Origin of the sequence: Kribbella soli, from assembly GCF_004331345.1 — a bacterium.
Lineage (GTDB): Bacteria > Actinomycetota > Actinomycetes > Propionibacteriales > Kribbellaceae > Kribbella > Kribbella soli.
In genome coordinates, this window is record NZ_SJJZ01000001.1 from 937,981 (window position 1) to 956,962 (window position 18,982).

Here is an 18,982-nt window from a genome sequence, read left to right on the forward strand (position 1 = left end):
CTATGTCATGGTGTGGCCCTCCGATGGAAGTGAGGCCTCATGCCGGTCAGCAGAAGAACATTCCTCGGCGGTGGTCTGGCCGCCGCCGCTGTCGCGGTCACGGGTACGCCGCTGCTGGCGGGGTGCGCGTCCGACAAGAAGAACGCCGCCGCGGCGAACGCGGCCGTCAAGCTGCCGACGTACACGAAGTACGGCGAGATCAAGCCGGACCTGCCCGGCACCGACGTGGTGCTGGACGGCTTCCTGAAGTACCCGGCGAACCCGGTGAAGGCGATTGCCGAGGCTCCTGGTGACGGCAAGCCGATCACGTTCATGACGAACATCCCCGGCGCCATCCCGCCCGCCGTCGACAAGAACCAGTTCTGGCAGGAGCTCAACAAGCGTCTCGGCTCCGAGCTGCAGATCAGCATGGCGTCGAACGACGAGTACAAGGACAAGTTCGCGACCCGGATCGCGGGCGGCGACCTGCCGGACATCCTGAACATCCCGCCGGACACGCCGCAGATCCCCGGCCTGGTGAAGGCCAAGTGCATGGACCTGACCGAGCACCTGTCCGGCGACGCGATCAGCAAGTATCCGTTCCTGGCGAACATCCCGACCGAGTTCTGGAAGGGCTGCGTCTTCAACGGCGCCATCTACGGCGTCCCGGTGCCGCGCGGCATGTCCCGTACGTCGCTCGCGCTCTACCGCGAGGACCTGCTCGCCGCGAAGGGCATCAAGGACCCGGCGCCGAAGAACTTCCAGGAGTTCTTCGACCTGGCCAAGGAGATGACCGCGGCCAAGCAGAACAAGTGGGCCTGGACCCGGGTGCCGATGTCGACGATCCGGATGATGCTGGCGATCCCGAACGTCTGGAAGGAGGAGGGCGGCAAGTTCACCTCGATGTACGAGCACGAGGCGCAGGAGCAGGCCCTCGAGGCCGGCCGCAAGATGGTCGCCGCCGGCGTGGTCAACCCGGACGCGTTCAACGACAAGGCCAGCGCCCGCAAGCAGTGGTTCAACGGCGGCATCGCCGCGTTCGACTACGACAGCTTCGTGGCCTGGAACCAGTACTACAACGACAACAGCGCCGGCGACGCGTTCGCCGTGAACATGCTCGACGTACCGGGCTTCGACAGTGGTGACGGCGCACCCTGGATGGGCGGGGCGCTGAACAACGTGACGGCGTTCAGCAAGGACAGCACGCACTCCGCCGAGACGCTGCTGAAGATCGCGAACTGGATGGCGGCGCCGTTCGGCACGGAGGAGTACCTGTTCCGCAAGTACGGCGTCGCGGGCCGGCACTACTCGTTGCAGGGCACAGACCCGGTGCCGACCAAGGTGGGCACCGTGGAGACCGGTATCGGCCTGCAGTACATCAGCGACTCGACGCTGGCGCTGTACTGGGCCGGCAAGCCGGACGTGCCGCAGAAGCAGCACGCGATCCAGGAGAAGGTCTCGAAGCGGCTCGTGTACGACGCGTCGTACGGGCTGTACTCCGACACGGCATCGAAGAAGCAGGCCCAGCTCGCCAAGACGATGACAGACCTGGAAGGCCAGATCGTGCAGGGCAAGAAGCCGGTCTCGGACTGGAAGACGGCCGTGCAGACCTGGAAGTCGTCCGGCGGCGACAAGATCCGCACCGAACTCGAGCAGGCCCTCTCGGACACGGCAGGGAAGTAGATGCTGCAACGATCCAAGACGCGTCCGCAGCAGCAGCTGAGCCTCGGCCGGCGGCTGCTGCGGGACCGCGTGCTGCTGCTGTTCGCACTGCCCGGGGTCGCGCTGATCATCGCGTTCCACTACGTGCCGCTACTGGGCAACATGATCGCGTTCAAGGACTACCAACCGTTCCTCGGGATCAACGCGAGCGACTGGTCGGGCTGGGAGAACTTCAGTGTGATCTTCAACGGCGACCCGGCGTTCCTGCGGGCGTTGAAGAACACGCTGATCCTCACCAGCCTGCAGTCGATCTTCGTGTTCCCGGCGCCGATCCTGCTCGCCCTGCTGCTGAACTCACTGTTCTCCGAGCGGATCAAGCGGATCGCGCAGAGCATCCTGTACCTGCCGCACTTCATGTCCTGGGTGATCGTGGTCGCGCTGTTCCAGCAGATGCTCGGCGGCAGCGGCCTGCTGAACAACTACCTGCGGTCGCACGACCTGTCGACGATCAACATCATCGGGAACTCCGAACTGTTCCACGTGCTGCTGACGTCGCAGATCATCTGGAAGGACACCGGCTGGGCGACGATCCTGTTCCTGGCCGCACTGTCCCAGATCGACTCGCAGCTGTACGAGGCGGCGAGTGTGGACGGTGCGAGCCGGATGAAGCAGCTGTGGCACGTCACGCTGCCGGGACTGCGCGGGATCATCATCCTGCTGTTCATCCTGCGGCTCGGTGACTCGCTGACCGTCGGTTTCGAGCAGATCATCCTGCAGCAGCAGGCGGTCGGCCGGGACATCAGCGAAGTGCTGGACACGTACGTCTACAACAACGGCGTACTCGGTGGCGCCTGGGGTGTCGCGGCGGCGGTCGGCCTGGTCAAGGGCATCGTCAGCGTCATCCTCGTGCTGACCGCGAACAAGGTGGCGCACATCTTCGGCGAGCAAGGGGTGTACCAGCGATGAGTACCAGGATCGTCCAGGGCGTGCCGATGCCCGGCTGGCCGATGCGGATCTTCAAGGGCCTCGTACTGCTGATCTTCTGCGCGGTCGTGATCGTCCCGTTCGTCGGGGTGATCTCGACCAGCGTGGCGCCGAACAAGCAGATCAACGAGTCCGGCGGGCTGGTGCTGCTGCCGAAGTCGATCAGCTTCGCGGCGTACGAGTCGTTGTTCGCCGGCGGCGTGGTGACGCGGGCGCTGTTCGTCAGCATCTTCGTGACGATCGTCGGCACGCTGCTCAGCCTGACCGTGTCGTGTCTGCTCGCCTACGCGTTGTCGCGGCCGAGTTTCGTCGCCGGGCGGCCGATCCTGCTCGTCGTGCTGTTCAGCATGCTGTTCTCCCCCGGCATCATCCCGCTGTACCTGACGGTCAAGGGCGTCGGGCTGCTGGACAGCATCTGGGCGCTGATCGTGCCGACGATGATCAGCGCGTTCAACGTCGTCGTACTGCGGGCGTTCTTCATGAACCTGCCCAACGAGCTCACCGAGAGCGCGCGGATCGACGGCGCGGGTGAGCTGAAGACGTTCACCAACATCGTTCTGCCGCTGTCGAAGGCGGTGCTGTCGGTGATCGGCCTGTTCTACGCGGTGGCGTACTGGAACGCGTTCTTCTCCGCGCTGCTGTACCTGAACGACTCGAAGCTCTGGCCGTTGCAGCTGGTACTGCGGACGTACGTCATCAACGACACCCAACTCGGCAGCGCCGAACTCGGCACCGAACTGCTTCCGCCGCAGGCGTCGATCCAGATGGCGATCCTGGTCGTCTCGATCGTGCCGATCCTGATCATCTACCCGTTCCTGCAGCGGCATTTCGCCAAGGGCGTCCTCACCGGTGCCGTGAAGGGCTGATCACAGCCGCGTCCCAACCCGGTGTCGGGGGTTGCCCAGGGCAACGTCAGGGTTGCGCCTGGGCAAACCCTGTGGGAACGGCGGGTACCGTCGAACGGTATGGGGATAGCTGCTGTCGAACGGGTGGGGGAAGGCCGGGCACAAGCCTTCTGGAGGGTGGTACGGGAAGCAGTCCTGCTGGCGACACTGTTCCTGGTCTACAGCGCGGGCCGGCAGATCGCGGCCCGGCACACCGGGTCTGCGTTCGACCATGCGCACGAAGTGTTGTCGCTGCAGAACTGGCTGCATCTGCCGAACGAGGCGTCGATCCAGCACTGGGCGCTGCAGTTCCCGCAACTGGTCGAAGGGGCGAACCTGTACTACGCCAGCGTGCACGCCCCACTGACTGCCGCCGTACTGCTCTGGCTGAGCATCTGGCGGCCGAAGGCGTACTCGCATGTCCGGTGGACGATGGTGTCGCTCACCGGACTGGCACTGATCGGTCACATCGCGTTCCCGCTGGCGCCGCCGCGGATGATGCCGGGCTTCGTGGACACCGGCCTGCGCTTCGGCCAGTCCGTGTACGGGCCGGACCACACCGACGGCGCGGTGAACCAGTTCGCCGCGATGCCGAGCCTGCACGTCGGCTGGGCCACCCTGATCGCGCTGTCGATGATCCTGATCACCCAGTCGCGCTGGCGGTGGCTGTGGCTGCTGCACCCGATCATCACGTTCGGCGTCGTCGTGGTGACCGCCAATCACTACTGGCTGGACGGCATCGTCGCTCTGGTCCTGCTGGCGGCCAGCCTGCCCCTCCTGCTCCGGCCCGGTCTGCACGGCGACAGGCCACGGACCCGTAATTCAGTTCCACCGAGCAGGGTGCTCAAGTAACGTGGCTGGGCTCCCCCACTGCTCGCCGGAGGTTTCAGCATGCCCTCAGACACGTCCGACACTCTCCAGGCCGAGAAGGACTACCTGAAGACCTCCCGGACGGCGCTGGCGCTGATGCGGGAGAAGACCGGCGCACTCGAGATCCACAGCGCGGACCGGGTCAACCAGGAGTACCTGCAGGCCGCCATCTTCCGGCGGATGAAGGAGCTGGAGGACGACCCGGACGTGCCGCTGTTCTTCGGGCGGCTGGACTACCTCGAGCCGACCGACGAGACGTTCCACATCGGTCGCCGGCACGTGAACGACGCGCTGGGCGAGCCGCTGGTGGTGGACTGGCGGGCGGACATCTCGGTGCCGTTCTACCGGGCCAGCAAGACCGAGCCGATGGGTGTCGGGGTACGTCGGCGGTTCGGCTTCACGCATGGCGAGATGACCGCGTTCGAGGACGAGGACCTCACCGCGACCGGTCAGGACGAACAGCACAGCGACATCCTGGACGCTGAGATCGAGCGTCCGCGTTCCGGCCCGATGCGCGACATCGTGGCGACCATCCAGCCGGAGCAGGACGTGATCGTCCGGGCCGGCATCGACGACACCATCTGTGTGCAGGGGGCACCTGGTACCGGCAAGACCGCGGTCGGGCTGCACAGGGCGGCGTACCTGCTCTATGCGTACCGCGACCAGCTCAGCCGGGCCGGTGTGCTCGTCGTAGGTCCGAACGCGAGCTTCCTGCGGTACATCGGGGACGTCCTCCCCGCACTGGGCGAGATCGAGGCGAAGCAGACCACCGTCGAGGAGCTGGTCGCCCGCGTGAAGGTGGCTGGTCCGGGCCCGGCGCTGGTCGACGTACTCAAGGGCGACGCCCGCATGGCCGAACTACTGCACCGGGCCGTCTGGTCGCACGTCAAGCTCCCGGAAGAGTCGCTGGTAGTGCCACGGGGAGCGCACCGCTGGCGAGTAGCGGCGTACCAGGCCGAGGAGCTCGTGACCGAGCTGCGAAGCCGCGGCATCCGCTACGGCGCCGGCCGCGCGATGCTGCCGCAGCGGCTGGCCCACGCCGTGCTGCTGCGGATGGAAGCGGCCGGTGACTCCCCCGACGACCGCGTGCAGGACTCGGTCGCACGCAGCCGTCCGGTGAAGCAGTACGCCGACGCGCTCTGGCCGGCTGTGGACCCGGCAAAGCTGCTCTTCCGCCTCTTCACCGACCCCGAGCTACTCGCCGAGTACGCCGACGGCATCCTCACTGCGGATGAGCAGGCGCTGTTGCTCTGGGACAAGGTGCCGCGGTCACCCGGTGCGGCCAAGTGGTCCGTTGCCGACGCCACTCTGATCGACGAGATCGCCGACCTGGTCGACCGTACGCCGTCACTCGGACACGTGGTGCTGGACGAGGCACAGGACCTGTCCGCGATGCAGCTGCGTGCGGTCGGTCGACGCTGCTCGACCGGCTCGATGACTGTGCTCGGTGACATCGCGCAGGGCACCACACCGTGGGCCACACCGTCGTGGGACGAGGCGCTGAAGCACCTGGGCAAGACCAGCGCCCACACCGAGGAGCTGACCGCCGGCTTCCGCGTCCCCGGTCAGGTGATCGAGTACGCCGCCCGCCTCCTCCCGACGATCGCCCCGCACCTCAAACCGCCGACAGCGGTACGGCGGGCGCGCGGTGAGCTGACCATCACTCGTGTACCGGACAGCCTGGCTGCTGCGGTGACAGCGGTCCGAGAGGTGTCAGAACGCCTCGGCTCGATCGGTCTGATCGTCCCGGACGCACTGGTCCCCGCAACCCGGAAAGCCCTGCAAGGCATCGCCTTCTCGGTCCTCGGCGACGAAGACGACGTGGACGCCCACCTGGACGTCGTGCCGGCGTCTCTCGCCAAAGGTCTCGAGTTCGACCACGTGGTGCTGGTGGAGCCGGCCGGCATCGTCTCTGGTGAAGCTGATGAGCGGACCGGACTCCGGCGCCTCTACGTCTGTCTGACCCGTGCCGTCACCTCACTGGTCGTTCTGCACAGCGAAGACCTGCCTGCGGTGCTAGAAGCCCCGTGACCCGCCGGACCGGCGCGACGAGCGCCGGGACGACCCGCCACCGCTAGAGCGAGTCCGCGACGAATACGAGCTGCGCCGGCTCGAGCCGCTGTACCAACTGCTCCCGCCGTCGTCATCGGAACCGCTGCTCGACGACGCCGTCCAGTCACCGACGGAGCTGCCGACATTCGAGCTGAACCGGCCGAAGCGCGCACCTGGTCGACGGGACCGCCAACGCGACCGCATCTCCTCGCCGCGACGCCGGAAGTCGGAGTCCGGGAACCACCACACACGGCCGTCGCCCTGCGACCAGTACCCGTCGACGTACGCCGCGAGGTCCTCGGCGTGCTCCCAGTACGGCCGCTCGAGCTGCCAGCCCTTCACCATCCGGATCTCGGGCTTCTCTCCGGCCTCGTCACGCTGCTTGCACGCCGCGCAGACGTCCACGTTGCGCGCAGCGCCCTCCTCGGGCTTCCACTGCACCTCGGCCACGCTCGGGCCGTGCCGCGGGTCGAAGAAGCAGGGCGCGGTCGGCTCCGGGATCGGCTCGCCTGCCCGCACCGCGTCCAGGCAGCGAAGACCGTAGCGGGCCGAGCCGAGCAGTGTCGTCACCGCCTCGATGTCCTTGTCGCCCTTGGCCTGGTCGAGCCGCTGCCGTGCCTTCTCGACGGTGTCGAGCACGTCCTTGGACAGCTTCGACTGCTGGGGGTCCGAGGTCGTCGGCAGCGCGGAGACCTGCTGCGAGAGCGCGATGATCTCCTCGTTGAGCAGCGGCTGTGCGACCTTCAGGTGGGCCTTCTCGTCCTGCCGCCGGGCCCGCCGGGCACCCAGCCCGGTCACGGTGACCCAGAGCCCGATGATCCCGGCCACGCCACCGGCGTACGGCGCGGCGTCGACGTAGAACGGCTTGTTCACGACCTGGGCACGCTGGATGAATCTCTCGAGCATCGACTCGTAGTCCGGCGCACAGCAGTCGACCGCCTGGTCCACCGCATCGCCCACGAAGTACGTCGGCCCGTGGTCGGCACGCTGTACGGCGTGCAGCCCGCGGCCGTTGGACTGCGACGACGCATCGACCAGTACGGCGTACACGCCCTCGACGCCGACGCGGTCGTACAGCTGGTCCGCGATCTCCTCGCCTTCCCAGGCGGGCCGCGAGTAGTACTTGCTCTCCGACTTGTTGATCTTCTGCGCGGGGATGACCGCGATCCGGATCGGTGCGCCGGCGCTCTTCGCGGCCGCGTCGAGCTGGGCAGTCTCGCTGGGGCTCAGCTCCGACACGTCCGGGTCGACCCAGACGCCTGGGTCGCCGAGTTGACCGGCCACGGTGTTCATGTACGCGTCGGGGTCGCCGGCCGCGTGCGCCAGTGGCGCGGGCAGGACCCACAGGGTGATGACGGCGAGCGCGCCGAGCAGACGTTTCATCGTGCTCCTCCCGAGAGCCGCTCACGACAGGCGTTGCAGACCGGGACCTCCCGGGGCCGCCCGCCAGGTGGCGTGTACATCCAGTCCGTCACGGAGGTGCCGTGGCCGGGGTCGAAGAAGCAGGTGGAACGGCGGGCAGGTGCGGGTGTTCCGGCGATCTTGGCCTGCGCACAGGCCAGCCGCCACCGCCCGTACTCGACCGTGGTTCGCACTTCGCGCAGCTTGTCGTCGTCGGGTTCCCCGTCGGCCACGCGGCCGGCGTCGGCGTACGCGTCCATCGCCGCCTGCACGTCCGCTGCCGTATCCATGCCGTCCAGACGCACGTCCGCGGCATCCAGTTCCTCGCCGAACCGCGTGACGTCCTCCCGCGCGGTCGCGCGCCGCTCGTCCAGCGAGTCGACCTCGTCCGGCAACACGTCGTACGACGGACGGTAGAGCGCGGGCCCTTCGTCCTTGCGCGATCGCGTCCTCCACCACCACAAGGCGAGTCCACCGGCAATCAGCACGACCAGGGCGATCAGCAACGGCCACAGCCAACCAGGTGTGCCTTTGGACGCCTTCTGTACGCCGAGTTGGTCCAGCACTCCGTTCAGCGTGCCGACCGGGTCGGAGCGACTGTGCTTGTCCAGCTCGCTTGTGAGGATGCCCGCGATCGGTGTGTCGACTCCGACCGCGCTCCCCCAGGCGATCGCACCACCGAACACGACGAGGTAGATGCCATCGGCCTGCTGCCGGTCCACCAGTTGGTCGACGTACGTGTGTGCGGCCGTGCTCTTGTCACCGGCAGTGAGTACGGCGGCGGGCACGACCGCGATGCGAATCGCCGGGTCGTGCCCGCTCACGCGTTCAGCCAGCTCGGCAGCGTCCTTGTCCGATACCAGTGCGCGCTGCGTCGGGTCGACGTACACAGGTGACGTCTTCCACCCGTCAACCACCCCGGTGGGGTCGTTGGACCCGGTCAGGGTGGTGGCGAGCAACAGCACACCGGCGAGCAGACGCATGGGCCAAAGAGTGCCCTACTAGAGGTCCTCCTCAGTCAGCGGCTGCTGTGACGTAGATGTCCTCGTCACGCTCGAGCTCCTCTACCCGCTGCAGGGAGGAGTCGCGCCAGAGCGCGTAGACCAGACCCAGTACGACCAACGACAGTGCGGAGGCCAGCACGGGGAGGTAGCCGACGCCGAGCGTCTGGATGACCAGTCCGCCGACCACAGCGGACAGTCCGGCGCCCAGGTAGATCGCGGACGCGTTGAGGGAGATGAGCAGCCCGCCGCCGAGCTCCAGCAGCAGGTTCTGGATCGGTGGGTTGAAGGCCCAGGTCAGCATGCCCCACACCACCAGAGCGGCTCCGGCGCCGATCTCGGTCGTCAGCGTCAGGTCCAGCGTGGCGAGGACGGCGGTGATGCCGATCATCAGGACGACCAGGGTGCGGAGGCTGCCGAACCGGTCGGTGATCCGTCCGCCGAGGAAGTTTCCGACGACTGCACCCACGCCGTACAGGAGCAGGAGGAGACCGGTGACGTTGCCGGTCAGGCCGGCCGTGTGCTTGAGCAGCGGAACGATGTAGATGTACACGCTGAACGCCGCGAGCACGGCAAGGACAGTGATCGCCAGGATGATCTGCACCCGTCGGTCCGCCACACCGGCGAAGCGCTCGCGCAGGCTGACCACAGGAGGTGCGTCGACCTTCGGGAGCGCGGCGCGCTCGGCAATGGCGACCAGTACGGCGACAGCGGTGATGAGTGCGAACACACCCTTGTAGCCGAGTGTCGGGCCCAGCAGTGTGCCTGCGGGTACGCCGAGCACCAGTGCGAACGTAAGTCCGCCGAACACGATGGCCACTGCTCTACCGCGTTCCTCAGGTGGCAGCAGGCTGGTGGCGAACAGGGTGGCGGCCGGCGTGTAGACGGCGGCGCCGAACGCAGCCACGACGCGGCCGACGATCAGGATCGGGTAATTGACAGCCAGCGCGGCGATCAGGTTGCCGAGCGCAGCCAGCACCAGTGCCGCGATCAGGAGGGTACGGCGCTCCCAGCGGCCGGTCAGCGTGGACAGGATCGGCGCACCGATCGCGTACGACAGCGAGAACGCGGTGGCGAGTTGGCCGGCTGCGGTCAGCGAGACGTGCAGCTCGGAGCTGACGTCGGGCAGTACACCGGACACGACGTACGCGCTGGTGCCGACCGCGAACGCACCGGCGCCGAGCAGGTAGATCCGTGCGGACATCGAAGACCTTCCGGTCGAGGTTCAGTAGTTCGATCGTCATCGTACTACGATCATCGTCGAACTTCGACAGGCGTCGTACTATGGACACATGGCCACCAAAGTCCTCCCGCAGCCGGAGCGGGACGAGATCCGCGTCGAGGCGGTTCTCCAGGCGCTGGGCGAGCCGGTCCGGCTGACGATCGTCCGCGCGCTCGCCGACAACCCGGCCGGCGTCTGCTGCGGCGAGATCGAGCTGCCGGTGACGGCGTCCACGCGCGCCCACCACCTCAAGACCCTGCGCGAAGCAGGCGTCCTGTCCACGCACACCGACGGCACCCGCCGGATCAGCATGCTGCGCCGCGAAGACCTCGAGGCCCTCTATCCAGGTCTGCTGACGGGCATTCTGTCGGCCAAGCAGTAACCAACCGCAAGGTTGCGGTTGGGTGGTTGTAGAAGTGCGGCTGGCAGACTGAAGCGGTGGAGCTCCGGGCGCGATGGGACGACCTGGTGCCCGAATCTGCCTCGCTCGCGGACGAGCTGGTCGCGCGGTACGTCGAACGCACCCGGCGCGCGTACCGCGACCACTACCTCGGCATCGTCCTGACCGCGCTGGACTCGTTCATCCAGCTCTCCACGGACCCCACCAGCGTCCGTCTCGCCGCCTGGTTCCACCGCGCCGTCCACGAGCCGGGCGGCACCCCGTCCGAGGACGCCGAGGCGTCGGCCCGGCTCGCCGAGCGCCTCCTCCCGCAGTACGGCGTACCGCCGATCCGCATCGCCGAGGTCGCCCGGCTGATCCGTCTCACCAGCGACCTCGCCACGCCACCTCCGGACGCCTACGCCCCACCTCGCCGCGACGCGAACGGCGACGTACTGCTGGACGCCGTCAACGCCATCCTCGCCTCCGACCCCAGCCGGTACGCCGTCCACACGGCCGAGGTACGACGGGATGCCGGCGACCGCAAGATCGCCCTCGAGCACCGGTACGACGAAGTCCGCGAGCTGCTCGACGGACACCTCTACCGCACGCAGCTGGCACGGCAACGCCTCAGCCCGGTCGCCCGGGTCAATCTGGAGGCAGAGCTCGCCGGACTGGACAGTGAGCTCCCAGCCCCGTGGCGCGGGTGGCAACAAGCTGCGCTGACCGCCACGGCCACGTTCACCGCCATTGCGGCCGCAGTGGTCGCGATCGCCGCGTCCGGTGCGTCCTGGCAGACACCAGCAGCACAAGACGAGGCCGGCTGGCCGACAGTCGCGCTGGCCGTCCTGTCCTTCTTCAGCGCACCAGTCCTCTTCCGGTGCGCCCGTAGTGCCAGCCAGCGCGCCCGCCTCATCGCAGGCGCCGTACTGGCGATTGCTGTGACCGGACTGCTCATCGCCTGGGCCCAAGCGCCGAGAACGAACGTGGCCGTCGGCGTGGGCCTCCGCGTCCCGTTGCTGATCTCTGCACTGGTCCTACTGCTGGTTGCTGGAGCAGCAGCCCTCGTAGCCTCGCTCCTCCGCACGCGGACGGCCCGCTTCCTCCCTGCACGCAACCTCGGTCAGCAACTCGCCTGGCTGGCAGTACCGGGAGCAGTCGCCCTCATCCTGCTGCTGATCGTCCAGCCGCTGTCCCGCAGCTACGTGCTCAGCTCCAACGAGCGGGTCGAGGGAACACCGCGCGACGCAGGCAAGGCCGTTCCGTCGGTCCTCGACGGCAGCGTCGCGTGGGTCAGCGACTCCGTCGCGGGCACTGGTGCGGAAGAAGCGATCGGCACCAGGTACGGCGTCGCGGTCCCCCGTCCGAGCGGTGTGGTCGAAATGCTCGACGCGGCCACCGGTGCGCTGCGCTGGCGCTACAGCCGCTCCGACTCCGACGAGAAGCCAGTGATCGCGGCCACCGGCAACGGCGACTACGTACTGGCGCAGTTCGCCGACGTCGGCTACCTGTTGCTCGACGCGAACACAGGTCGCCGCAAGGCCGCGTGGCCCGGTCGTACGCGTGACCGCTACATCCTGCAGACCCAGCCACTCCTGACCGGCGAACGCTCCGGCAAGCTCCACGGCGTCGATCCCGGCGGTCACGAGCGCTGGACCTACGACTCCGGCGACTGCACCGAGCTCGGCGCCATCGCCACCGCCGAGACCGTGCTCACCTTCGTCAGCCACACCTGCGACGACCGTCCGGACGAGATGACAGCACTGGACGTCCAGTCGGGCAAGAAGCTGTGGACCAGGACCTCAGCGGACACCTACCGTCGCCCGGTCGTCGTGGCCGGTCTGGTGGTCGTGGCCGAGCCCGGCGGCGACTCCGACGCACCTGCCGCGCTGACCGCGATCGAGCCGCGCACCGGCGACATCCGCTGGCGCTGGGATGTGCCGAAGGCCTGGGCCTGCCGCACACTGCTCAACGCGGCCGGGAAGTACCTGATCGTCGTCGACTGCCCTGGGCCGAGTACCCAGGAGAACCGTCGGACCGTCGTCACCGCGATCGACGCGAACACCGGCCTGACCGCTTGGCAGACCCTGGCGCCGGTGAGCCCGCGGACGAAGGTCACCGTGACGGCCGACGGCCGGGTCGTCTCGCTGGGTCGCGGCGCCGGAGGCTGCGTCGCGAACGTGGTCAGCCGCGCCGGATTCCGGCAAGTCAGGCTGCCGACCGGCATCTCCTGCAGCCGCGATCCGCGGGCCGTCGGCAACCTTGTCCTCACCTCCGGACCGAACACCGTCATCGCCCTGCGCTAGTAACTCCGCGTAGTCGACAGCTGGCGGAGGCCCTCCGGCCCACGCCGGAGTGTGACGTAGGACGCAATTCCACGGCTGCAATTCGTTGCGAAACGCCCCTGTCGGAGCGGTCAGGTGACGAGCCGATATCGCTTTGGCCACGGACCGATCCGGGAACCCCGGATCGGTCGGCCGAGGCTCCTTACCGGTGCCAGACTCCTTAGCCATGGACCTGCGCGACCGGTGGAATCGCCTGCTGCCGCACGCGCAGCCGTTGGGCGACGATCTGCTGGCTCGTTACGCAGAGCAACATCGTCATTATCACGACCAGCAGCACCTGACCGAGGTCCTGCAGACCGTCGACGAGCTGGCCGAGTACGCCGACGATCCGGACACGGTCCGGCTGGCGGCCTGGTTCCACGACGCGATCTACGACCCGCAGGCCGACCCCGGCGAGAACGAAGAGGTCTCGGCCCAGCTGGCCGAGCTCGAGCTGGCGGCGTACGGCGTCGAGGCCGAGCGGGTCGAGGAGATCGGCCGCCTGGTCCGGCTGACCGCGAAGCACGACTGCGCCGCGGACGACCGCAACGGCGCGGTGCTCTGCGACGCCGACCTGCGGATCCTGAGCCTGCCGGCAGCGCGGTACGACGAGTACGCCGCCGGGATCCGGCAGGAGTACGCGCACGTCGCCGACCGGGACTTCGCCCGCGGCCGGATGTCCTTCCTGCAGAGCCTGAGCGAGACGCGGTTGTACGCGACCCCCAAGGGCTATGAGGAATGGGAACGACCAGCCAGGGAGAACCTGACCCGGGAGGTCGGGTCGCTGGGCCCTAAGGCAGCCCGGCCGATCGGCGGGCTGGTCCCGGTCATCTACTTCGGTGCTGCCCTCGGTGCGGTCGTCGCATCCTCGGTCCTGCTCGGCCGCGGTCTCGGAGCGGCTGCCAAGTGGCCGGCGGAGCCGTCCGACATCGGCGGCTTCCCGGTCTGGGCACCGATCGCCGGTACCGCTGCGGCCGCCGCACTGGCCTGCGCATGGTTCCGGCGATCCCAGCAGCGTCTGGTGGCTGTCCCGGCGATTGTCTTCGCGGCCGTCGGCCTGATCGCGATCGGCGTGTGCTGGTGGCGCTGGCCGGTCGCTCAGCCCGGTGCAGCCATGTCGGAGCGCTGGCCGTACCTGCTGCTCGCTTCTGTCGCACTGGTCCTGGCCGGCGCGTTGCTGGCGCTGGCACGACGCTTGCGGCTCGCACCGCCGTACGCACAGGCTCCTCCGCGCTGGCTCGGGGTCACCGCGACAGCTGTGTGTGGTGCGCTGCTGGCGTGGATCGTGGTGTCGGCTGGTGAGCCTTTCGTACAGGCCCGGTTGGAGACTGCCAACACGGTCAGCACGACCACGACCGCCCAGCCGACCCAGTTGCCGGTCCAGCTCGACGGAACGCTGGCCTGGAGCCGTGAGGTGCCAGCCACCGGCGCCATCACCGGTACGGCGGGTGGAGTCGCGGAACTGCGTTCGGACGGCGTGGTCATGTCCGACGCGGCCACGGGCCAGATCCGGTGGCGCTACGCCCGGGCCGACGTACAGGACGCCGCCTCCAGTGGCGCCAAGGGACTGGTGGTGTCCGCGGACGGGCGAACCATCGTCGCGCATCTCCCCCGCTCGGAGTACCGCGAACCCGCGGGCATCAAGCTGCCGACGTACGCCGTACTGAACGCCGTGAGCGGTGAGGTGCTGACCGAGGTCGACACCGACGGGACTGCGCTGGCCGTCAACTCGGACCAGCTGCTTGTCGCTGAAGGCAACTACGTGGTCGCGCACGGCGTGAGCAGCCCGACGCACTGGCGCGCGCAGGTGCGCTGCAGCGTGACGCAAGGCGAGCTGGTCGGTGACCAGGCCGTCGTCGTGGACGCCTGCGCCGGGAACGGTGCCGTCGTACGCGGTCTGGACATCAAGACCGGGGCACAGCGGTGGGAGGTCGACCTGGGCGCGCGGATCGACCTGAGCGCGGAGCTGGACCCGTCGACGTGGGTCGGCGAGCTGGTCGCCGTACCTGACACCCGTGAGGTCTCCGGGCTGGTCTGGACGGCCGCCGCGGGCGGCACTCTCTACCAGTGGTCCGTGGACATCGGCGAAGGCCACCTGATCTGGACAACCCCCGTGCCGGGCACGCCCCGGCCACGGCTCGGGTCCTCGTCCTGCGACGCACAACTGGCCGCCACGCACGCGTCACTGGTGCTGATCACCTGCCGGACCGGAAACGACCCTGGACAGCCGCAGACGTACGACGTGTCGTCGTCGAACCCTGCTGACGGGACACCGCAGTGGCATCACCTGCTGCAGGTACCGCCGCGGCTGCAGCAACCGGAGTACCCGCGGAACGGGTTCGGACTGCTGCCGGACGGCCGTGTGGTCACACTGATGCCGCAGCCGAACGGCAGCTGTTCTCCCGTGATGATCGGCACCACCGGCATCCAGTCGCGACCGATCCTGCCCAGCCCGAACACGCAGTCGGTCGCCAAGTCCGAGGAAGTCACCTGCAACAAACCGGCCGTCACCGTGGCCGCCGCCCGCCCGATCTTCTCCGACGGCACCCGCCTCTTCGCACTCAACTGAGCCCCGGGAATTTCCGTTGCTGTAGGCAGCGTTGACATCTACCGTGATCAGCATGTTCCGCGTGGTTTTCGAGTTCGACCTGTCAGGCAAGAGCCTGACGGGCGCTCCCACGTGGAAACTGTCAGTCGATTCAGCCACTCGAAGCTGACCCTCCTCCTGCTGAGCAGGACCCGCGGAGGAGGGTGGCTCGCACCGGCCCCCTCCACGCGGTGACAGCGCTGTGAGGGCTTGCCGGAGGGTCCTGGCTTCCAACCGAATCTTCTGACATACAAAAGGATTTCTCATGGCCAAGAGCCAGTTCGTGCGGACCAAGCCGCACCTCAACATCGGGACGATGGGTCACGTCGACCACGGCAAGACGACGCTGACCGCCGCGATCACCAAGGTGCTCGCGGAGCGCAACCCGAGTGTCAACCGCTTCGTCGCCTTCGACGGCATCGACCGTGCGCCGGAGGAGATGCAGCGCGGGATCACGATCAACATCTCGCACGTCGAGTACGAGACCGCGACCCGGCACTACGCGCACGTGGACATGCCCGGGCACGCCGACTACGTGAAGAACATGATCACCGGCGCCGCCCAGGTGGACGCCGCGATCCTGGTCGTCTCCGCACAGGACGGCGCCATGCCGCAGACGCGGGAGCACGTGCTGCTCGCGCGCCGGGTGGGCGTGCCGTACCTGGTGGTCGCCCTGAACAAGGCGGACACCGTCGACGACCCGGAGCTGCTCGACCTGGTCGAGCTGGAGGTCCGTGAACTCCTCACGGAGTACGGCTTCCCCGGCGACGAGGTACCGGTCGTTCGCGTGTCCGGACTGAAGGCGCTGGAAGGCGACCCGAAGTGGACCGCCGCGGTCGGCGAACTGCTGGACGCGGTCGACAACTACGTGCCGGTGCCGGACCGTGAGCTGGGCGAGCCGTTCCTGATGCCGATCGAGAACGTGCTCACCATCAGCGGCCGCGGCACCGTGGTCACCGGTGCGGTCGAGCGCGGTTCGCTGAAGCTCGGCGACGCGGTCGAGGTCGTGGGTCTAGGCCCGACGGTCACCAGCACGGCGATCGGTATGGAGACGTTCGGCAAGTCGCTGGAGTCCGCGGACGCGGGCGACAACGCGGCGGTGCTGCTGCGTGGCGTGAAGCGCGACGAGGTCCGTCGCGGCCAGGTGGTGGCGTTGCCGGGCAGTGTGCAGCCGCACCGGAGGTTCCGGGCGAACCTGCACGCGCTGTCCACGGCCGAGGGCGGCCGGCACACGCCGTTCGCCGCGGACTACCGGCCGCAGTTCTACTTCCGGACCACGGACGTGTCCGGCGGGATCGACCTGGGTGAGATCGCCCTGGTGATGCCCGGCGACACGATCGAGCTCGGGGTGGAGCTGGAGAAGCCGATCGCGATGAACGTCGGCCTCGGCTTCGCGGTCCGCGAAGGCGGCCACACGGTCGCCGCCGGCACCGTGACCGAACTGCTCGACTGAACAACGGCCCCCGATCTACTCGGTCGGGGGCCGCTTTCTGTGCCGTAGACCCGCGGTGATCAGCCGCTGCACGAGCTCGCGGCTGGTGACAGGTACGGCGCCGGCGGCGATGAGGTCGTCGTAGCGGTCACTGGGTACGTCGTAGTGGTCGCGGTCGAAGCCGCGGGCCGGAATGCCGGCTGCCTTCGCGAAGGCGTGGAGCTCCTCGTAGGACTCGTCACTGACCAGGTGCGACCAGACACGGTTCCAGGCCGGCCAGGCGGGCGGATCGATGAGGATCATTCGCGAGCGTCCTGGGCGTCGAGCAGGTTGCGCCAGGAGCGGACGAACCGGGAGTTCACGTACGCCTTCGTCCACGAGCCATCCTGGCGCACCGACGTACCGACGTGGAAACGCCGTACGCCGCTCTGGTACAGCCAAGGCACGTGTTCCGGCTGCAGACCGCCACCTGCCATCATCACGCCGGCAACCGCGGGGTCTTCCTTGGCCAGCTTGCACAGGTCGTCCAGACCATGGCTGACACCGATCGACGAGCCGGCCGTCAGCACGCAGTCCAGCCCGGGCAGGGTGCGCAGTGCACGCCAGGCAGCTTGCTGGTCGAGTACTGCGTCAACAGCGCGGTGGAACGTCCACGGCGTACCGGCGAACGTGCTGACCAGTGCGGACACCGACTCGACGTCCACCTGGTTGTCCGGGGTCAGGAACCCGAGCACGAAGCCGTCAGCACCTGCGGACAGGAACGACTGTGCTGTCGCGGTCAGCCGGTTCAGGTCGGCGCCGTTCGCGGTGAACGAGTTCTCCAGCCGCAGCATCACCCGCAACGGCAGGTCGGTGACCCGCCGGATCGCGCTGACGGTCGACACCGACGGGCACAACCCGTCCGCCTCCATCGAGGCGCACAGCTCCAGCCGGTCCGCCCCACCCTCCTGTGCCGCCTCCGCATCCGCCGGATGCAGCGCGATGATCTCCAGCAACGAACCCATGCGGACATCCTCTCGCACTCCTCCCAAATTGGTGTTGCACTGTCCGCCGAGCTTCTGTATCGTTTTTCTAGAACGATTTAGAAGAACGATACAGATGAGGTGATCGAGATGCCGGGCGTGACGCTGAAGACCGTGGCGAAGGCCGTGGGTGTGTCGCCGTCGACCGTCTCGAACGCCTACAACAAGCCCGACCAGCTCTCCGGTGCACTGCGCGAGCGGATCCTGGCCACCGCCCAGGAGCTCGGGTACGCCGGACCGGACGCCTCGGCGCGCGCCCTGCGCAGCGGGAAGGCCGGCGCGGTCGGCGTGCTGTTCACGGACAAACTGGCCTACGCCTTCTCGGACCCGTACGCGGTCGGCTTCCTGGCCGGGCTCGCGGAGGTCGCCGAGGAGTTCGCGACCAGCCTGCTGCTGATGCCGCTCAGTTCCACGGACATCGCCGGCGGCAGCACCGCCGTACAGCAGGCCGCGATCGACGCGGCGGCGATCTTCTGCGTGCCGGGCGGTCATCCGGCGCTCGAGATCCTCGCCAACCGCGGGATCCCCGCGGTGTCGACCGATCGGGGCGATCACCCGGACCTGTCCTGGGTCGCGATCGACGAGACCGAAGCGGCCGCACAACTGGGCGAGCACCTGGCCCGGCTCGGTCACCGCGACGTCGTCGTACTGGTCGACAACGCACAGGCAGCCGGCGGCCGGCCGGTGGAGCTGACGCTCGACGAGGTCGGGTACACCGACTGCGAGCTGCGGATCCAGGGCCTGCAGAAGGCGATGCCGGACGCGCGGCTGCGGATCGTCTCCGGCGGCCACAACGCGATCGCTTCCGGACTGCGGGGCGCGGAGTTCGCGCTCGACTCGCAGCACCGCCCGACGGCGATCGTCGGACTGAGCGACATCCTGGCGCTCGGTGCACTGGAGGCGATGAAGGTCCGGGGACTGACCCCGGGTCGCGATCTGAGCCTGGCCGGATTCGACGACATTCCTGCCGCGTCGGCGGCCGGGCTGACGACGGTCCGGCAGCCGATCAAGGACAAGGGGCGCGCGGTCGGTCGCATCCTGCTGGACCCGGCCACGACCGAGCGCCGGCTACTGATGCCGACGCAGCTGATCGTCCGCTCCAGCAGCGGACCCGCGCCCAAGCACTGACAACTCCACACACCTCCCTGGGACCACTCGGTTCCCGGGTCGAACAATCACGCTC

15 protein-coding genes are annotated in these 18,982 nt (G+C 68.2%); 10 read left to right on the plus strand and 5 right to left on the minus strand.

Annotated features, from left to right (window positions below; translation table 11 throughout):
- Positions 1 to 39: 39 nt before the first annotated feature.
- From E0H45_RS04725 to E0H45_RS04745, 5 genes are all read left to right on the plus strand, one after another.
- The gene (locus E0H45_RS04725; protein WP_131335032.1) at positions 40 to 1,662 is read left to right on the plus strand and encodes an extracellular solute-binding protein; all 1,623 of its coding nucleotides are present in this window, start codon (positions 40 to 42) and stop codon (positions 1,660 to 1,662) included.
- Complete coding sequence (locus E0H45_RS04730) at positions 1,663 to 2,607, plus strand: ABC transporter permease (protein WP_131335033.1); 945 nt, start codon at positions 1,663 to 1,665, stop codon at positions 2,605 to 2,607.
- Positions 2,604 to 3,491 (plus strand): carbohydrate ABC transporter permease, encoded by an 888-nt coding sequence (locus E0H45_RS04735; RefSeq protein ID WP_131335034.1) that lies wholly within the window; start codon positions 2,604 to 2,606, stop codon positions 3,489 to 3,491. The genes E0H45_RS04730 and E0H45_RS04735 overlap by 4 nt, the downstream gene beginning before the upstream one ends.
- Positions 3,492 to 3,590: 99 nt before the next feature.
- Entirely contained in the window at positions 3,591 to 4,361 is a 771-nt protein-coding gene (locus tag E0H45_RS04740) for a phosphatase PAP2 family protein (protein ID WP_131335035.1), read from the plus strand.
- 39 nt (positions 4,362 to 4,400) lie between these two features.
- Complete coding sequence (locus E0H45_RS04745) at positions 4,401 to 6,410, plus strand: HelD family protein (protein ID WP_131335036.1); 2,010 nt, start codon at positions 4,401 to 4,403, stop codon at positions 6,408 to 6,410.
- Here E0H45_RS04745 and E0H45_RS04750 read toward each other — a convergent pair.
- From E0H45_RS04750 to E0H45_RS04760, 3 genes are read right to left on the minus strand one after another with little or no spacing between them, the layout of a single operon-like run.
- Positions 6,396 to 7,814, minus strand: coding sequence for a hypothetical protein (locus E0H45_RS04750; protein ID WP_131335037.1), 1,419 nt, complete (start codon positions 7,812 to 7,814; stop codon positions 6,396 to 6,398). The two genes, E0H45_RS04745 and E0H45_RS04750, sit on opposite strands and share 15 nt — an antisense overlap.
- Positions 7,811 to 8,815 (minus strand): DUF4381 domain-containing protein, encoded by a 1,005-nt coding sequence (locus E0H45_RS04755; RefSeq protein WP_131335038.1) that lies wholly within the window; start codon positions 8,813 to 8,815, stop codon positions 7,811 to 7,813. Before E0H45_RS04755 ends, E0H45_RS04750 begins: the two co-directional genes overlap by 4 nt.
- Before the next feature lie 31 nt (positions 8,816 to 8,846).
- Positions 8,847 to 10,037 carry an MFS transporter gene (locus E0H45_RS04760; RefSeq protein ID WP_131335039.1) on the minus strand — a complete coding sequence of 397 codons (1,191 nt, stop codon included), beginning with the start codon at positions 10,035 to 10,037 and terminating at the stop codon, positions 8,847 to 8,849.
- An 88-nt stretch (positions 10,038 to 10,125) separates the two neighbouring features.
- On the opposite strand from E0H45_RS04760, the gene E0H45_RS04765 reads away from it, so the two are divergent.
- The 4 genes from E0H45_RS04765 (at position 10,126) to tuf (ending at position 16,798) form a co-directional block, all read left to right on the plus strand.
- Positions 10,126 to 10,437 (plus strand): ArsR/SmtB family transcription factor, encoded by a 312-nt coding sequence (locus E0H45_RS04765; RefSeq protein WP_130384492.1) that lies wholly within the window; start codon positions 10,126 to 10,128, stop codon positions 10,435 to 10,437.
- Between the two features lie 56 nt (positions 10,438 to 10,493).
- Entirely contained in the window at positions 10,494 to 12,740 is a 2,247-nt protein-coding gene (locus E0H45_RS04770; RefSeq protein WP_131335040.1) for an outer membrane protein assembly factor BamB family protein, read from the plus strand.
- 205 nt (positions 12,741 to 12,945) lie between these two features.
- Positions 12,946 to 15,327, plus strand: a complete 2,382-nt coding sequence (locus E0H45_RS04775) for an HD domain-containing protein (protein ID WP_131335041.1) — start codon at positions 12,946 to 12,948, stop codon at positions 15,325 to 15,327.
- A gap of 283 nt (positions 15,328 to 15,610) precedes the next feature.
- Positions 15,611 to 16,798 carry an elongation factor Tu gene (gene tuf, locus E0H45_RS04780; RefSeq protein WP_131335042.1) on the plus strand — a complete coding sequence of 396 codons (1,188 nt, stop codon included), beginning with the start codon at positions 15,611 to 15,613 and terminating at the stop codon, positions 16,796 to 16,798.
- A gap of 15 nt (positions 16,799 to 16,813) precedes the next feature.
- Here tuf and E0H45_RS04785 read toward each other — a convergent pair whose 3' ends face one another.
- On the minus strand, positions 16,814 to 17,080 hold the full coding sequence (locus tag E0H45_RS04785; protein WP_131335043.1) for a DUF4031 domain-containing protein: 267 nt from the start codon (positions 17,078 to 17,080) through the stop codon (positions 16,814 to 16,816).
- Entirely contained in the window at positions 17,077 to 17,781 is a 705-nt protein-coding gene (locus E0H45_RS04790; RefSeq protein WP_131335044.1) for a copper homeostasis protein CutC, read from the minus strand. The genes E0H45_RS04785 and E0H45_RS04790 overlap by 4 nt, the downstream gene beginning before the upstream one ends.
- A 108-nt stretch (positions 17,782 to 17,889) precedes the next feature.
- On the opposite strand from E0H45_RS04790, the gene E0H45_RS04795 reads away from it, so the two are divergent.
- The gene (locus tag E0H45_RS04795) at positions 17,890 to 18,927 is read left to right on the plus strand and encodes a LacI family DNA-binding transcriptional regulator (protein WP_131335045.1); all 1,038 of its coding nucleotides are present in this window, start codon (positions 17,890 to 17,892) and stop codon (positions 18,925 to 18,927) included.
- Positions 18,928 to 18,982 lie beyond the last annotated feature (55 nt).

Bases quoted from the DNA above. Each gene is read 5' to 3' on its own strand.
- E0H45_RS04745 (WP_131335036.1), top strand. From the start codon at position 4,401: ATGCCCTCAGACACGTCCGACACTCTCCAGGCCGAGAAGGACTACCTG.
- E0H45_RS04725 (WP_131335032.1), top strand. From the start codon at position 40: ATGCCGGTCAGCAGAAGAACATTCCTCGGCGGTGGTCTGGCCGCCGCC.
- E0H45_RS04760 (WP_131335039.1), bottom strand. From the start codon at position 10,037: ATGTCCGCACGGATCTACCTGCTCGGCGCCGGTGCGTTCGCGGTCGGC.
- E0H45_RS04755 (WP_131335038.1), bottom strand. From the start codon at position 8,815: ATGCGTCTGCTCGCCGGTGTGCTGTTGCTCGCCACCACCCTGACCGGG.
- E0H45_RS04740 (WP_131335035.1), top strand. From the start codon at position 3,591: ATGGGGATAGCTGCTGTCGAACGGGTGGGGGAAGGCCGGGCACAAGCC.
- E0H45_RS04750 (WP_131335037.1), bottom strand. From the start codon at position 7,814: ATGAAACGTCTGCTCGGCGCGCTCGCCGTCATCACCCTGTGGGTCCTG.
- E0H45_RS04795 (WP_131335045.1), top strand. From the start codon at position 17,890: ATGCCGGGCGTGACGCTGAAGACCGTGGCGAAGGCCGTGGGTGTGTCG.
- E0H45_RS04790 (WP_131335044.1), bottom strand. From the start codon at position 17,781: ATGGGTTCGTTGCTGGAGATCATCGCGCTGCATCCGGCGGATGCGGAG.
- tuf (WP_131335042.1), top strand. From the start codon at position 15,611: ATGGCCAAGAGCCAGTTCGTGCGGACCAAGCCGCACCTCAACATCGGG.
- E0H45_RS04730 (WP_131335033.1), top strand. From the start codon at position 1,663: ATGCTGCAACGATCCAAGACGCGTCCGCAGCAGCAGCTGAGCCTCGGC.
- E0H45_RS04735 (WP_131335034.1), top strand. From the start codon at position 2,604: ATGAGTACCAGGATCGTCCAGGGCGTGCCGATGCCCGGCTGGCCGATG.
- E0H45_RS04785 (WP_131335043.1), bottom strand. From the start codon at position 17,080: ATGATCCTCATCGATCCGCCCGCCTGGCCGGCCTGGAACCGTGTCTGG.
- E0H45_RS04775 (WP_131335041.1), top strand. From the start codon at position 12,946: ATGGACCTGCGCGACCGGTGGAATCGCCTGCTGCCGCACGCGCAGCCG.
- E0H45_RS04765 (WP_130384492.1), top strand. From the start codon at position 10,126: ATGGCCACCAAAGTCCTCCCGCAGCCGGAGCGGGACGAGATCCGCGTC.